This window comes from Rhizobium sp. A37_96 (assembly GCF_053521765.1).
Map to the genome: position 1 here is coordinate 109,297 of NZ_JBNWDS010000002.1, position 13,943 is coordinate 123,239.

The window sequence follows — 13,943 nt, forward strand, 5'->3', positions numbered from 1 at the left end:
ATTGGATCGAAAGCATGTTTGGCAAGCGCGGAAGTGAAGGTCCTGCAAGGAGCGGCGGCACGATGCCTCCGCCGGCACCGGCGCGTGCGCCCGCCGCGGGTGCGCCCACGGCACCGGCCGTTCTGATCGAGCCGTCGCGCGACACGGCACAGCCGCGCCAGCAGGTTGCGCCGCCGCCGATGCAGACGCCCAGCCGTCGCCGCCCCGTCCGCACCGAAGAATATTACGACACCAAGTCGCAGGTCTTTTCCGCGCTCATAGACACGATCGACCTGTCGCAGCTCTCCAAGCTCGGCAACGAGGCCGCGCGCGAGGAAATCCGTGATATCGTCAACGATATCATCACGATCAAGAATTTCGCGATGTCGATTTCCGAGCAGGAGGAACTGCTCGAGGACATCTGCAACGACGTGCTTGGCTATGGTCCGCTGGAGCCGTTGCTGGCCCGCGACGACATCGCCGACATCATGGTCAACGGATCGGGTCAGACCTTTATCGAAGTCGGCGGCAAGACCGTCGAATCGGAAATCCGCTTCCGCGACAACGCGCAGCTTCTCTCCATCTGCCAGCGCATCGTCAGCCAGGTCGGCCGGCGCGTCGATGAATCAAGCCCCATCTGCGATGCCCGCCTGCCTGACGGCTCGCGCGTCAACGTCATTGCCCCGCCTCTGGCGATCGACGGTCCGGCGCTCACCATTCGTAAGTTCAAGAAGGACAAGCTGACGCTCGATCAGCTCGTTCGCTTCGGCGCCATCACGCCCGAAGGCGCGACGCTGCTGCAGGTCATCGGGCGCGTGCGCTGCAACGTCGTCATTTCCGGCGGTACGGGCTCGGGCAAGACGACGCTTCTGAACTGCCTGACCAACTACATAGACCGCGACGAGCGCGTCATCACCTGCGAGGACACGGCCGAGCTTCAGCTGCAGCAGCCGCATGTCGTCCGTCTCGAAACCCGCCCGCCGAACATCGAGGGCGAGGGCGAGATCACCATGCGCGATCTGGTTAAGAACTGCCTGCGTATGCGTCCCGAACGTATCATCGTCGGCGAAGTGCGCGGACCCGAGGTTTTCGACCTGTTGCAGGCGATGAACACGGGTCACGATGGCTCCATGGGCACGATCCACGCCAATACGCCGCGCGAATGCCTGAGCCGTATCGAATCGATGATCGCCATGGGCGGCTTCAGCCTGCCCGCCAAGACCGTGCGCGAGATCGTTTCCACATCGATCGATGTCATCATCCAGGCCGCGCGCCTGCGCGACGGTTCGCGCCGCATCACGCAGATTACCGAGGTGATCGGCATGGAAGGCGATGTGATCATCACCCAGGACCTGATGCGCTACGAGATCGAAGGCGAGGATGCGAACGGCAAGATTATCGGCCGGCACGTTTCCACCGGCATCGGCAAGCCGCATTTCTGGGATCGAGCCCGCTACTATAACGAGGAACGGCGCCTGGCCGCCGCCCTCGACGAGATGGAACAGAAGGCGCAATAGGATTTACGATGTTCGGTGCCGATCCAACAGTGCTGTTGATTGTTTTGCTGACGGCGGTCTCTGCTGCTGCCGTCTGCTACGGCATTCTCTACTCGCGGATCGAAAACCAGAAGAAGGCCGATAGCCGCGTCAACAGGGTCAAGCAGGCTGAAACCGACCGCGTGAAGGTCAAGGCAGCGCGTGACCGCGTCCAGGAAATGTCCAAGCGGCGCAAGTCGGTGCAGGACACGCTCAAGGATCTGGAGCGGCGCCAGTCCGAAAACAGCAAGAAGAGGCAGTCGCTCAAGGCGCGGCTGGCGCAGGCCGGCCTATCGCTGACGCCGTCGCGCTTTTATCTCTTCAGCATGCTCTTCGGCCTCTTCGTCATGCTGATCCTTTTCATCCTCCACGCGCCGCCTCTTGTCATCCTGGGGCTGCCCTTTGCGGTGATGTTCGGCCTGCCGCTCTGGGTCATCGGCTTCCTGATCAAGCGCCGCCAGGCCAAGTTTCTCGACGAATTTCCCAATGCGCTCGATCTCATTACCCGTTCGATACGCTCCGGCCTTCCGCTCAACGATGCCGTGCGGCTGGTGGCCGCCGAGGCCCGTGAACCGGTCAAGGCGGAGTTCCGGCGTGTGGTAGAGGCCCAGCAGGTCGGCCTCAGCATGTCGGATGCCTGCACGCGCATGACGAACCACATGCCGCTGCAGGAAGTGAGCTTCTTCGCGATCGTCATCACCATTCAGGCCCAGGCGGGCGGCAACCTGTCGGAAGCTCTGGGCAACCTCGCGAAGGTGCTGCGCGAGCGCAAGAAAATGAAGGCGAAGGTCAAGGCGCTGTCGATGGAGGCAAAGGCATCCGCCGTCATCATCGGCGCTCTGCCCTTCATCGTCATGCTGCTCGTCTACCTGACGTCGCCGCAATACATGATGATCCTGTTCACCGATCCGCGGGGCCATCTGATCCTGATCGGCGCCGGCCTCTGGATGTCGATCGGCATCTACATCATGCGCAACATGGTCAATTTCGAGATCTGAGCGGAAGGGAGCCGCATAGCCCATGTCCGATCTGGCTGCCAAACTGACCGATCCGAGCACGCTGCTCGCCGTCGTCGTCGCGATCGCCGTCTTTGCCACCTTCTACACGATCGCCATCCCCTTGCTGGAGCGCGGCGATCTCAGCAAGCGCATGAAGGCCGTGTCGACGGAGCGCGAGCAGATTCGCGCGCGGGAGCGGGCGCGGTTGACCGCCGAGGGCGGCAAGGCATCGCTGCGCAACCACAACAACCGGAACGTCCGGCAGATCGTCGAGCGCTTCAATCTGCGAAACGCGCTCGTCGATGCCAACACCGTCAATCGTCTGCGCGCTGCCGGCCTGCGCTCGGAAAATGCCCTCAACATGTTCCTCGTAGCGCGTTTTCTGCTGCCGTTCCTGTTCCTGGCGATTGCGATCGTCCTCGTTTTCGTTCTCGGCTGGTTTGCCGCAAAGCCTCTGCCGATCCGCCTGCTCGGCGTCATCGGCACCGCCTATCTGGGCTTCTATTCGCCGAATATCTACGTTTCCAACCGGATGTCCAAGCGACAGAAGTCGATCAAGCGCGCCTGGCCCGACGCTCTCGACCTGATGCTGATCTGCGTGGAGTCGGGCATATCGATCGAAGCCGGCATGCATCGCGTGTCCGAGGAGATGGCGGAGCAGTCGCCGGCGCTGGCCGAGGAAATGGTGCTGACCACGGCGGAACTCTCCTTCCTGCAGGAGCGCCGCACCGCCTTCGACAATCTCGCCGCCCGCACGCAGATCGAGCTGGTGAAATCGGTAACGCAAGCCCTTATTCAGGCCGAGCGCTACGGCACGCCGCTCTCGCAGGCCTTGCGCGTCATGGCGCAGGAAGGCCGCGACGAGCGCATGAACGAGGCGGAGAAGAAAGCGGCTGCCCTCCCGCCGAAGCTGACCGTGCCGATGATCGTCTTCTTCCTGCCGGTCCTGATGGCCGTCATTCTCGGTCCCGCGATCATCCAGGCCATGGACAAGTTCTGATCTGCCCGCTTGCCGCGGCATGCGGGTGTGGCTAATCTCGCGCGGCAATGTCGCCGCGCAGAGCGTACGATCTCCCGGATGCAAGCGGAGGTTCCTGTCCGGCCGGCAAGGCTGAACTTCAGCCGTCTCGGGAGGTGCCGCATGTCGTCCATGGCCGTATTTTTCAGTGTCATCGCCGCAGTCTTCATCGGGGCTGTCAGCCCCGGTCCAAGCTTCGTGCTCGTCTCCCGCATCGCCGTTTCCCGGTCGCGCAAGGCAGGTCTCGCCGCAGCCTTCGGCATGGGAACCGGCAGCGTCATTTTCGCCACCCTGGCCCTGTTCGGCCTTAGCGCATTGCTGATGAAGGTGGAGTGGCTGTATCTCGCGCTGAAGGTCGGCGGTGGGCTCTATCTGATCTATGTCGGCATCCGCATCTGGCGTAGCGCCGCACAGGATCTGCCCATCGATATGCCCGCCACGCCGGCTGCGGGAGGTGTTGCGCGCAATTTCCTCTTCGCTCTCGGCACGCAGCTCAGCAATCCGAAGACGGCGATTTTCTATGGCAGTATCTTTGCAGCACTTCTGCCGGCGGCGCCGGTTCCCTGGCTGCTGTTTGCGGTTCCGCCCGCGGTCTTTCTGGTCGAAGTCGGCTGGTACACGGTGGTGACCATCGCCTTCTCATCGAACCGCCCGCGCGCCCTCTATCTGGGCGCAAAGCTCTGGATCGACAGGGTTGCCGGCGCCGTGATGGGCGTGCTTGGAGCCCGGCTGGTGGCAGAGGGCCTGCCGCGCCACATCTGGCGCTGAGCGCCAAGCCATCGGGCAGTCACGGAAACGCTCGATGATCCGAGCGTCCGCCTTCAGGCTCGTCGCGCGGAAAACCCTGTTGAGCGCGGCGGATCGTTATTGGACTGTCTGCTTGGCATCGCTGTTGGTGGCAAGCTTCTGCCAGGAATTGCGCTGCGCCAGCATGCCGCGCAGATAGGCGACATTGGCGTTTGCCTGCTCCGGCGTCAGCTCCTGGCGGGCAATCTGTTCGGCCTCGGCGAAACGGCCCTGTAACCCGACGACCAGCGCCAGATTCTGCCGCACGCGGCTGTCCGCCTCCGGCTGGGCAACGGCGGAGCGAAGATAGCTTTCGGCATTCTTGAGATCGCCCGTGAGCACGTAGGACATGCCGAGATTGGATAGGATCGTCGGCTCGTTGGGCGCCAGCAGCAGCGCGTCGCGATATTTGGCGCGTGCATCGACGGAGCGCCCGAGCTGATCGAGGATCGCGCCTTGCGCGGAGACGAGGCGCCAGTCGGGCCGATCCGGAAGCTGGGCGCGGTCGATGGTCGATAGCGCTTCGGCAAGCTGGCCGGCCGCGGCCTGCGCCTTGCCGTAGGCGGCGAGCACGCCACGATCGCCCGGATTGGCGATTGCCACCTGCTGCATGACGGCGAGCGCCTGATCGTTGCGGCCGCTCATGCGCAGGGCATTGGCGTAGTTGACGCCGGCGTCGCGGTCCTTCGGATTGGCGTCGTAGGCCTTGCCGTATGTCGCGGTTGCCTGCGCCAGATCGGTGCTGTTCATCGTGTCGAGAGGCTTCGAGGCCGTGGGGATCGAGCCGGTCGTCATCTTGTCTTTTCCGGTCGTCGAGCAGCTTGCGAGCGCGAGCGCCAGAAGCGCTGCGGAAGCACCCCGAAAAAGGAAGGTTCTGAATGAAGATGTGGTTGAGACCGCGGGCATCTCGCTTATCCCTGAATTCCTTGGATCTTGCGCCCGGCCTAGAATCGGAACAGGGAAAGGTTCGACGCAATGTTCGCTCCAGCAATAATCTGTTAACCCTAACAGACGGTTAACTCTCGATTCCCTGAAGTCAGTGTCAAAGGATGGTCATGGCCCCCTATCAATTCATCGAGCGCGCGACGCCTTTCAATTCGAAGGGTGGCTCGACGCTGCCGATCTTTGCCGTCACCCCGGCGCACATCGAAACGGGCACCATCGATCCCATCGCGCTCGATTGGGCCCGCAAGGCCGGCTACAAGGCGGAAAGCGGCTCGCTCCTGCTGATCCCGACGGCGGACGGACATCTCGGCGGGGCCCTGTTCGGCCTCGGCGCCAATCCCTCCGAGCAGCCCTTCCTGACGGGCAGGCTCGCACGCAGCCTGCCGGCGGGCGATTGGCATATCGAGACGGCGCCGCTGACGGCAAACCGGCTCTCGCTCGGCTTCGGTCTCGGCAGCTATCGCTTCGAGCGCTACAAGTCCGAGAAAGCGACTGTGCCGACGCTGATGATTCCGCGCGATGCCGATGCCGCCGATATCAAGCGTCAGCTTGCCGGTGTCTTCCTGGCGCGCGATCTCATCAACACCCCGACCAACGACATGGGGCCGGAACAGCTCGAAGCCGCTTTTCGGGCATTGGCCGAACACTACAAGGCGGAAATGTCGGTCATCATCGGCGATGATCTCCTGAAGGAGAATTTCCCGCTCGTGCATACCGTGGGACGCGCCAGTGCCGATGCACCACGCCTCCTGGAAATGCGCTGGGGCAAGAAGGGCCATCGCCGCATCACGCTCGTCGGCAAGGGCGTGTGCTTCGATACCGGCGGCCTCGACATCAAGCCGGCATCCTCGATGCTGCTGATGAAGAAGGACATGGGCGGCGCCGCCAACGTCATGGGCCTGGCGCTGATGATCATGGATGCCAAGCTCAAGGTCGACCTGCGCGTCATCGTGCCGGTCGTCGAGAACTCGATTTCCTCCAACGCTTTTCGGCCCGGCGATATCTACAGGAGCCGCAAGGGGCTGACGGTACAGATCGACAACACCGATGCCGAGGGGCGGCTGATTCTCGCCGACGCGCTCGCCTACGCCGACGAAGACGCGCCGGACCTGATGATCGACATGGCGACGCTGACGGGCGCTGCCCGCGTCGCGCTCGGCCCGGACCTGCCGCCCTTCTTCACCGACGACAACGACCTTGCCCGCGATCTGACCGAGGCCAGCCTGGAGACTGACGATCCGCTGTGGCGCATGCCGCTCTACATGGGCTACGACAAGGATATCCGCACGAAATTCGCCGATATCACCAACGCTCCGGCCGGCGGCATGGCCGGTTCCATCACCGCCGCCTTGTTCCTCAAGCGCTTCGTGACGAAAACGCCGAGCTGGGCGCATTTCGATATTTACGGCTGGGCTCAGAGCGAGCGGCCGCATTCGCCCGGCGGTGGCGAGGCGCAGGCGATCCGGGCGCTGTATCACCACATCCGCCAAAGCGTGCGCTGACGCCGGCGGCCGCCGGGTGAAAATCATCCGGCTGCAGGCTCGTCGGCAGCGGCCGCCCCTGGCGGCCGATTGCAAGGAGAGGGCCGCTCGTTGTAAATATTCTGCCCGTTCTTGTTTTGGAGGAGACGGAGCATGGATCGTTTCACGGGCGGTTGCCTGTGCGGCAGCGTCCGGATCGTGGCATCGGGACTGCCGTACCGGGTCGGTCTTTGCCATTGTCTGGATTGCCGCAAGCATCATGGAGCGCTTTTTCACGCGTCCGCCATATTCCCGCAGGATGCGGTGACGATTGAGGGACAGACCCGCGACTACGCCGGGCGTTTCTTCTGCCCCCGCTGCGGTTCCTCCGTTTTCGCGCGCACGGCAGACGAAATCGAAGTGAATCTGGGATCGCTGGATGCGCCCGACCAGCTGACGCCGACCTACGAGCTCTGGACCGTCCGCCGCGAGTCCTGGCTGCCGCCGTTTCCGGTCGCCAAGCACTATGACCGTGATCGGGATCCCTCCAGCCGCTCCGAGGGATAGCAGCTCGCAACAGGCTCATCGGATCGAATTCGTCCGTGCCCCTCGGAAGGGCAGGCCTACCGCTCTTCGTTGCCTTGTTGATGGATGGCTCGCGTTTACCGGGAACCCAACGCCCTCAAGCGTCGTTTTACGCTCAGGAAGAAATACATCCCTTGAAACCACCATAATCCTCCAGCAAACTGGAACGGTAGCGTAACGAATCTCGGGGTTGCCCTTGCCGCTTGAACTCTCTGCCTCGCAGGCTCTAGGCCTCTGGCATGGCGTGACGCTCGCTCAGGTGCGCCGCGAGGACCATGATTTGACGCTACGGCAGACGGCGATCCTGCTGCAGATCTATCTCGTGCCGCCGCCGCATACCGTGCGCGGTCTCGCCGCGACGCTCGGCGTCACCAAGCCGGTCATCACCCGGGCGCTTGACACCATGGGCGAGATGGGCTTGGTCGATCGCGTGCGCGACGAGCGTGATCGCCGCAATGTCATCATCAAGCGCACGGTCACCGGCGCGCTTTATCTGGAAAAACTCGGCGATCTCGTCATCGAGCACGGCCGCAAACTGTAATCTGGGAATTTCGTCATGACGCTCGACCGCCGTCTCAATGCTTTCAGGCCCGATCTCGCGGAGGCTTCTCTCAAGGGCAAGGTGGAGGCCGAGCGCTTCGTCGAAGGCAGCAGCGCCCGTGTCGCCATTCCGGTTATCGCGCTCCGGCCCAGGCCGGATCTCGCCTCGGGCATCGATACCGAGCTGCTGATGGGTGAAGAGGTGGCGGTGTTCGAGCGCCGCGACGGCTGGTGCTGGGTCAAGGCGCTGGCGGACGGTTATGTCGGCTATCTTCCCGAAACCGCGATCAGGGAAGGAACGGCAGCGCCGACGCATATCGTCGGTCCGCAGCGCACCTTCCTCTATCCCGAGCCGGAATTGCGCAAGCCGCATGTCGCCGTCCTTTCCATGGGCAGCCGCGTCCATGTTGCCGGTACGGCGGAGGCGCGCGGCAATCACTATGTCACCCTTGAGGACGGCACCGCCATCTTCGCCAAGCATGTGCAGCCGATCGGCGACAATGAGGGCGGCGACTTTGTCGATGTCGCCTTGCGCTTCCTCGAGACGCCCTATCTCTGGGGAGGCCGCTCGGGGCTGGGCATCGATTGCTCCGGCCTCGTGCAGCTGGCGCTGTCGATGACCGGCCGCACAGCGCCGCGCGACACCGACATGCAGGCCGCCGGTCTCGGCCAGCCGATCGACCGCGACGAGTTGAAGCGCGGCGACTTTGTCTTCTGGAAGGGCCATGTCGCAATCATGGAAGACCCGGAAACCATCGTTCATGCCAACGGCCATACCATGACTGTCGCGCGGGAGAATTTCGCCGCCGCCATCGAGCGCATCGGCTGGCTCTACGAACGCCCGACAGGCTATCGCCGCTTCGTCGAGTGATCCCGCATCGGAACCGTCTTTTCGCTCGTTCGTTATCTCTTTGATCGAGATATCCTATCGAGAGGAGAAGAGAGATGCCCATCACGGCCATGGAAAAGACGGTCCGGGATATTCTGTTCGACAACCGCATGCGCAGGAACGGCAAGATCGACAGGCTCCGTGAGTTGCGCAATGAGGCGCGTGGTATCCAGCGCGCCGGCAGCGAAAGCGCGATGAGCGCGGATGACGGCCTTCAGGACGATCTGCGCGTGATTGAAAAGGCGCTGCATGATCTCGATGCCGATGTCATGGAAAAAGGCGCCGCGACCTTATAGTCGCTGCGCCTTCGTTCAGCCCGCCCATTCGAGCGGTCTCGCCTTCCTGGGATTGCGGTGAATTGCGTTAGGCCGTACGTGGCCGCGCAATCCAGATCCCGGCAACGATGACGATGCCGCCGAGGGCCTGAAGCAGCGTGACGTTTTCGCCGAACAGGATCCAGGCAAAAAGGGCGGCCGCGATCGATTCCAGGAAAATGACGAGTGAGGAGAAAACGGTCGGCAGCCGTCCGAGCGCCACCGATAGCAGGCCCTGTCCGCCGGCATGGCTGACGAGGCCGAGTGCCAGAAGCACGCACCATCCCGAGATCGACTGCGGCAGGATCCGCGGCTCGAAGAAGAAGGCGATGAGAAACAGGATGGCCGAGGTTATGATGCTGAGCTCGAAAGTGACGCGGGCGGCATTCGTCCTTGGGCGCGCCGCGCCGACTGCCAGGAAATAAAGGCCGAAGAAGGCGCCGGTGACGATTGCCAACCCGTCGCCGACAGCGCGGCTCGGATTGAACGCCAGGCTTTGCACCACCAGCGCCGTGCCGCCCGCAAGGCAGATCAGAAGCCCGATGAGCGTGGCGCGATCGACCCTCTGCCGCAACAGAAGCCAGCCGAAGATGACGACCCAGAGCGGCGCCATCGTCGCGAAGAACGTGGCGTTGGCAATGGTTGTCCGCATGATGGAAAGGTGCCAGAAGAACAGGTCGCCCGTAAAGGCAATGCCGGCAAGGATGGTCGGCAGCGTAAAGCTGGCGCGAGGCGCATCGGGTTCGGCAGCCTCCGCATATCGCATCCAGATCCACAGAACCGGCAGCGCCAGGAAGACGCGCCAGAACGCGCTGGCGAACGGCCCGACATCGGCGAGGCGCACAAGGCTTGGCGAGATGCTCATGGCCAGCGCTGCAAGAAGCATCGCCACAACACCGAGGAGAAAGCCATTCGTATCGGCGTTTTCGCCGAGGCTGCGGCTGCGTGTATCGTATTCGGTGTCCGGCTGTGACATTCTTTTGCCTTTGCAAGTCAGCTGAGTTGTGGCGCAAACCTATTACAGACGGAAAGAGTATTTGGCTCCATTTTGAGAGTTTTCATGCAATTTTGTTTCCTCTTTGCGGTAAGGATGTTTTCAAATGCGCAAATCCGCCGATCTCGATGCATTCGACCTGGCGATTCTCGAGATTCTCCAAAAGGACAGCACCGTCCCGCAGCGCGAAATCGGCGAGCAGATCAACCTGTCGGCACCGGCCATACAGCGGCGCATCAAGCGTATGGAAGCGAGCGGCGTCATCCAGGCGAATATCGCGGTCGTCGATCCGGCAGCCGTCGCTTTGCCGATCACAATCATCGTCGAAGTCCAGATCGCCGACGAACGCTACGATCTTCTCAATGCGATAAAGCGCAGCTTCCTCGAGGCCTCCGAGGTTCAGCAATGTTATCAGGTGACCGGCGAGGCGGATTTCGTTCTGGTCGTCGTGGTGGCCAGCATGTCCGATTATCAGGCGCTTAGCCGCCGCCTTTTCCACGACAATCCGAATGTGACGAAGTTCAAATCGCTCGTCACCATGGATCGGGTGAAGGTCGGTCTTTCCCTGCCATTGACGCGGGAGTAGCCGGCTATTCGTATGGCGCGGTCATGCCGGCCGCTTGGGCCAGTCCGCAACGCCGCCGGTCCAGTCCTCGAAGGCCTTGGACAGGCGAAGTACCAGCATGTCGTCGAAGCGCGGGCCGACGATCTGCAGGCCGATCGGCATGCCCGAACGGGAGAAGCCGCAATTGATCGACGCCGCCGGCTGCTCCGACATGTTCCAGGGAACGGTGAAGGCAATGTGTTCGAACGGCAGGGCGGGGTCGTTGGTGGGGGAGGCCCATTCGGCGGGATAGGAAACGATCGGGTTGGTCGGCGAAAGCACGGCGTCCACCTGCGTGAAAAGCCTGCCGCAGCTCCTGCGCATCTCGATGGTCTGGTTGAAGCCGCGAACGGCATCGACACCGCTGACTTCGGCGCCGCGCTTCGCCCAGCTGTGGATGTAGGGCAGGATCGAATTGCGGCGTTCCTCGCTCAAGCCCATGATGTCGCCCCAGAAACGCGCGCGCCAGAAGGCATCGAGCCCATCCAGCATCTGCCGCGTCAGCACCGGCGCGACGTCGATGATGATCGCGCCCGCTTCCTCGAAGCGTCTGGCGGCGGCTGCGACCGCATCGCGCACCTCGTCATCGACAGCCAGGCCGCAGCCTGCGTCGAGCATCAGGCCGATCTTCATGCCGCTGACGTCGATGTCGAGATTCATCCAGTCGATCTCGTTCGGCGGCAGGCTGGTGCCGTCGCGCCAGTCAGAACGAGACAGCGTCGCCATCGAGAAGGCCGCATCCTCGACCGCGCGGGTCATCGGCCCGGCGCATCGCCCGACATAATAGGGATCGACCGGAATGCGGCCATGGCTCGGCTTGAAGCCGAAAATGCCGGTCCATCCGGCTGGAAGGCGCACCGAGCCGCCGATATCCGTGCCGATATGCAGCGGCCCGTAGCCGGCTGCGGCCGCGGCCGACGCGCCGGCGCTGGAGCCGCCCGGATTCTGGCTGGGGTCCCACGGATTGCGGCTGAGCTTGTGGAAGCTGGAAAGGCCTGATGACAGCATGCCGTAGTCGGGGCAGGTGGTCTTGGCGAAAATCACCGCGCCGTCCTCGCGCAGGCGGGCGGCGATTGGCGCGTCCTCGGCGGCGGGAACAAGCTCGACGGCCGCCGTGCCGAGCGGCACCGGCTGTCCCTTGGTGGCGATCAGTTCCTTCAGTGTCACCGGAATGCCGTCGAGGGGGCCAAGCGGCGCACCCTTCGCCCAGCGTTCGGTGGACGCGGCCGCCTGTCTGCGCGCATCCTCGGGATCATAGGCATAGAGCGCCGCTATCGTCGGCTCCCACGCCTCGACATGCTGTTCGAGCGCCAGCCAGTATTCGCTGGGTGAGAGGCTCTTGTCGGTGAATTTGCGTCTGAGGTCTCGGATGGAAAGATCGGTCGGTTCGGTCATGGTCTCTACTTTTCTGTCTCAATCAGCGCGTCGCCTCGCGGGGGTCAAGGAGATCGCGCAGCCCGTCGCCGAGCAGGTTGAAGCCGAGGACGGAGAGCGCGATGGCTAGCCCCGGCAGGAGAGCCAGCCACGGCGCGACGTGGAAATAGGTCTGCGCGTCGGCTAGCATCCGTCCCCAGGTCGGCGCCGGCGGCGGCACGCTCAAGCCCAGGAAGGCAAGCCCGGCCTCGGTCAGGATCGCAAGGCCGAGCTGGATCGTCGCCTGGACGATGATGCTGCCCATGATGTTCGGCAGGACATGGCGGAGCGTGATGGCAAGCTGCGTGTTGCCGATGGCGCGTGCCGCCAGCACATAGTCGCGGCTCCACGCCTGCAGCGCCGAGCCGAGCGATACGCGGGCAAAGACCGGCACCATGAACACCGCGATGGCGATAATGGCGGTCATGCGCCCCGTCCCGAGAAATGCGCCAAGGATCATGGCCGAAAGGATCGGCGGCAGCGCGAAGATCACGTCGCAGGCGCGCATGACCAGCGTTTCGAAGAGGCCGCGCTGAGCGGCGGCGGAAACGCCGATGATCGTCCCGATCGTCCCGCCGATCGCGACGGCGGAAACGGAGATCGACAGCGAATTCCAGCAGCCGGCCATCAGCATCGACAGGACGTCGTGGCCGAGCTGATCGGTGCCGAGAAGCCCGAAGCCGAAGGGTGGCTGCAGCTTGTGGACGATCTGCATCTTTGCCGGCGGAACCGGCGTCCAGAACAGCGAAACGACGGCGACGCAGGCGAGCGAGAGGATGATGAGGGCGCCGACAATCAGGTTGGGGCGGCGCAGCGCCCGAAAACTGCGGCGATGGGGCCCGGCGGCAGCTCTGGCTTCGGCTATCGTCATCGTGTCCCTCCGGCGCGCAGGCGGGGATCGACGGCGAGATAGGAGAGATCCACCAGAAAGTTGACGACGATGACGAGGCCGGCAAAGAACAGCACGACATCCTGAAGCACGATGACATCGCGCTGGCTGAGCGCCTGATAGGCGAGGCGGCCGAGACCGGGCAGGGTGAAGACGTTTTCGATCAGCACGGCGCCGGCGACCAGAAAGGTGAATTGCAGCCCGAGAATGGTCAGCACCGGCACGAGCGCGTTCGGCACCACATGCCCCCAGAGCACGCGGCTGCGCGACAGGCCCTTGGCGACCGCCGTGCGGGCAAAATCCTCATGCAGCGTGTCGAGCACGGCCGAGCGCGTCACTCGGGTCAGCACCGCCGCCTGCGGCAGCGCAAGCGCCACGGCCGGCAGCACGAGGGATTTCAGGGCCGGCCACAATCCGTTGCTCCAGCCAGGAAAGCCGCCGGCCGGCATCCAGCCGAGCGATGTGGCAAACAGCAGCACCAATAGCAGGCCGACCCAGAAGCCCGGCACGGCGATGCCCATCTGCGAAAACAGCGCGGCAAGGATATCGAAGAAGCCGCCGCGCCTTGCCGCGGCCGCCACGCCGAGCGGCACGGCAATGAGGACGGACAGCACGACGGCGAGGGCGGCGAGCGGCAAGGTCACGGCCAGCCGCTCGGCGATCAGACCGGCGACCGGCACGCCGTAAGTATAGGATTTGCCGAGATCCCCCGTCAGCGCGCCGGCAAGCCACTGCCCGTAGCGGACGATCAGCGGCTGGTCGAGACCCATATCGTGCCTCAGCGCCGCAAGCGTTTCCGGCGTCGCCGAGGTGCCGAGCGTAATGGCGGCCGGATCGCCCGGCAGCAGCGCCATGACCACGAAGACCAGGAGCGAGACGGCAATCAGCGTCAGGACAAGTCCGAAAATCCGGCGGGTGAGCAGTACGATCATAGCATGTCCATGGCCGATCACGCCGGCATCGAGATGTTTGACGGCGGGCAGCGCGATCCGCC

15 protein-coding genes are annotated in these 13,943 nt (G+C 63.6%); 10 read left to right on the plus strand and 5 right to left on the minus strand.

Annotated elements, in window-relative coordinates; genetic code table 11:
* The first annotated feature begins 14 nt into the window (after positions 1 to 14).
* From ACQZ6J_RS06930 to ACQZ6J_RS06945, 4 genes are all read left to right on the plus strand, one after another.
* Positions 15 to 1,496: a CpaF family protein gene (locus tag ACQZ6J_RS06930; RefSeq protein WP_163985058.1), complete on the plus strand. Its 1,482-nt coding sequence runs from the start codon at positions 15 to 17 to the stop codon at positions 1,494 to 1,496.
* 8 nt (positions 1,497 to 1,504) lie between these two features.
* Positions 1,505 to 2,512: a type II secretion system F family protein gene (locus tag ACQZ6J_RS06935; RefSeq protein ID WP_163985057.1), complete on the plus strand. Its 1,008-nt coding sequence runs from the start codon at positions 1,505 to 1,507 to the stop codon at positions 2,510 to 2,512.
* Positions 2,513 to 2,534: 22 nt separating this feature from the next.
* Entirely contained in the window at positions 2,535 to 3,512 is a 978-nt protein-coding gene (locus ACQZ6J_RS06940) for a type II secretion system F family protein (protein ID WP_163985056.1), read from the plus strand.
* Between the two features lie 141 nt (positions 3,513 to 3,653).
* Positions 3,654 to 4,298: a LysE family translocator gene (locus tag ACQZ6J_RS06945; RefSeq protein WP_449082958.1), complete on the plus strand. Its 645-nt coding sequence runs from the start codon at positions 3,654 to 3,656 to the stop codon at positions 4,296 to 4,298.
* Between the two features lie 96 nt (positions 4,299 to 4,394).
* On the opposite strand, the gene ACQZ6J_RS06950 is transcribed toward ACQZ6J_RS06945, so the two are convergent.
* Positions 4,395 to 5,222, minus strand: a complete 828-nt coding sequence (locus tag ACQZ6J_RS06950; protein WP_449082960.1) for a tetratricopeptide repeat protein — start codon at positions 5,220 to 5,222, stop codon at positions 4,395 to 4,397.
* Positions 5,223 to 5,371: 149 nt separating this feature from the next.
* Here ACQZ6J_RS06950 and ACQZ6J_RS06955 point away from each other — a divergent pair, with 149 nt between their 5' ends.
* The 5 genes from ACQZ6J_RS06955 (at position 5,372) to ACQZ6J_RS06975 (ending at position 9,031) form a co-directional block, all read left to right on the plus strand.
* The gene (locus ACQZ6J_RS06955; protein ID WP_163985053.1) at positions 5,372 to 6,763 is read left to right on the plus strand and encodes a leucyl aminopeptidase family protein; all 1,392 of its coding nucleotides are present in this window, start codon (positions 5,372 to 5,374) and stop codon (positions 6,761 to 6,763) included.
* A gap of 132 nt (positions 6,764 to 6,895) precedes the next feature.
* Positions 6,896 to 7,288 (plus strand): GFA family protein, encoded by a 393-nt coding sequence (locus ACQZ6J_RS06960; protein ID WP_449082962.1) that lies wholly within the window; start codon positions 6,896 to 6,898, stop codon positions 7,286 to 7,288.
* A 214-nt stretch (positions 7,289 to 7,502) separates the two neighbouring features.
* Positions 7,503 to 7,847, plus strand: a complete 345-nt coding sequence (locus tag ACQZ6J_RS06965; protein ID WP_163985051.1) for a MarR family transcriptional regulator — start codon at positions 7,503 to 7,505, stop codon at positions 7,845 to 7,847.
* Positions 7,848 to 7,862: 15 nt separating this feature from the next.
* On the plus strand, positions 7,863 to 8,717 hold the full coding sequence (locus tag ACQZ6J_RS06970; protein ID WP_449082965.1) for a C40 family peptidase: 855 nt from the start codon (positions 7,863 to 7,865) through the stop codon (positions 8,715 to 8,717).
* A gap of 74 nt (positions 8,718 to 8,791) precedes the next feature.
* A complete protein-coding gene (locus ACQZ6J_RS06975) occupies positions 8,792 to 9,031 on the plus strand; it encodes a hypothetical protein (protein ID WP_163985049.1) in 240 nt (79 codons plus the stop codon).
* A gap of 67 nt (positions 9,032 to 9,098) precedes the next feature.
* Here ACQZ6J_RS06975 and ACQZ6J_RS06980 read toward each other — a convergent pair whose 3' ends face one another.
* Positions 9,099 to 10,025, minus strand: coding sequence for a DMT family transporter (locus ACQZ6J_RS06980; RefSeq protein ID WP_449082967.1), 927 nt, complete (start codon positions 10,023 to 10,025; stop codon positions 9,099 to 9,101).
* Between the two features lie 124 nt (positions 10,026 to 10,149).
* On the opposite strand from ACQZ6J_RS06980, the gene ACQZ6J_RS06985 reads away from it, so the two are divergent.
* Positions 10,150 to 10,629: an Lrp/AsnC family transcriptional regulator gene (locus tag ACQZ6J_RS06985; RefSeq protein WP_163985047.1), complete on the plus strand. Its 480-nt coding sequence runs from the start codon at positions 10,150 to 10,152 to the stop codon at positions 10,627 to 10,629.
* Positions 10,630 to 10,650: 21 nt separating this feature from the next.
* Here the strand turns inward: ACQZ6J_RS06985 and ACQZ6J_RS06990 are convergent, their stop codons facing one another.
* The 3 genes from ACQZ6J_RS06990 to ACQZ6J_RS07000 are packed head-to-tail and all read right to left on the minus strand — an operon-like array spanning position 10,651 to position 13,881.
* Positions 10,651 to 12,042 carry an amidase gene (locus ACQZ6J_RS06990; protein WP_449082970.1) on the minus strand — a complete coding sequence of 464 codons (1,392 nt, stop codon included), beginning with the start codon at positions 12,040 to 12,042 and terminating at the stop codon, positions 10,651 to 10,653.
* A 22-nt stretch (positions 12,043 to 12,064) separates the two neighbouring features.
* Entirely contained in the window at positions 12,065 to 12,931 is an 867-nt protein-coding gene (locus ACQZ6J_RS06995) for an ABC transporter permease (RefSeq protein ID WP_449082972.1), read from the minus strand.
* Positions 12,928 to 13,881: an ABC transporter permease gene (locus tag ACQZ6J_RS07000; RefSeq protein ID WP_449082974.1), complete on the minus strand. Its 954-nt coding sequence runs from the start codon at positions 13,879 to 13,881 to the stop codon at positions 12,928 to 12,930. The genes ACQZ6J_RS06995 and ACQZ6J_RS07000 overlap by 4 nt, the downstream gene beginning before the upstream one ends.
* Positions 13,882 to 13,943 lie beyond the last annotated feature (62 nt).

Coding starts and splice junctions, on each gene's coding strand:
- ACQZ6J_RS06985 (WP_163985047.1), top strand. CDS start 10,150: ATGCGCAAATCCGCCGATCTCGATGCATTCGACCTGGCGATTCTCGAG.
- ACQZ6J_RS06930 (WP_163985058.1), top strand. CDS start 15: ATGTTTGGCAAGCGCGGAAGTGAAGGTCCTGCAAGGAGCGGCGGCACG.
- ACQZ6J_RS06955 (WP_163985053.1), top strand. CDS start 5,372: ATGGCCCCCTATCAATTCATCGAGCGCGCGACGCCTTTCAATTCGAAG.
- ACQZ6J_RS06945 (WP_449082958.1), top strand. CDS start 3,654: ATGTCGTCCATGGCCGTATTTTTCAGTGTCATCGCCGCAGTCTTCATC.
- ACQZ6J_RS06980 (WP_449082967.1), bottom strand. CDS start 10,025: ATGTCACAGCCGGACACCGAATACGATACACGCAGCCGCAGCCTCGGC.
- ACQZ6J_RS06960 (WP_449082962.1), top strand. CDS start 6,896: ATGGATCGTTTCACGGGCGGTTGCCTGTGCGGCAGCGTCCGGATCGTG.
- ACQZ6J_RS06990 (WP_449082970.1), bottom strand. CDS start 12,042: ATGACCGAACCGACCGATCTTTCCATCCGAGACCTCAGACGCAAATTC.
- ACQZ6J_RS07000 (WP_449082974.1), bottom strand. CDS start 13,881: ATGATCGTACTGCTCACCCGCCGGATTTTCGGACTTGTCCTGACGCTG.
- ACQZ6J_RS06940 (WP_163985056.1), top strand. CDS start 2,535: ATGTCCGATCTGGCTGCCAAACTGACCGATCCGAGCACGCTGCTCGCC.
- ACQZ6J_RS06975 (WP_163985049.1), top strand. CDS start 8,792: ATGCCCATCACGGCCATGGAAAAGACGGTCCGGGATATTCTGTTCGAC.
- ACQZ6J_RS06935 (WP_163985057.1), top strand. CDS start 1,505: ATGTTCGGTGCCGATCCAACAGTGCTGTTGATTGTTTTGCTGACGGCG.
- ACQZ6J_RS06970 (WP_449082965.1), top strand. CDS start 7,863: ATGACGCTCGACCGCCGTCTCAATGCTTTCAGGCCCGATCTCGCGGAG.
- ACQZ6J_RS06995 (WP_449082972.1), bottom strand. CDS start 12,931: ATGACGATAGCCGAAGCCAGAGCTGCCGCCGGGCCCCATCGCCGCAGT.
- ACQZ6J_RS06950 (WP_449082960.1), bottom strand. CDS start 5,222: ATGCCCGCGGTCTCAACCACATCTTCATTCAGAACCTTCCTTTTTCGG.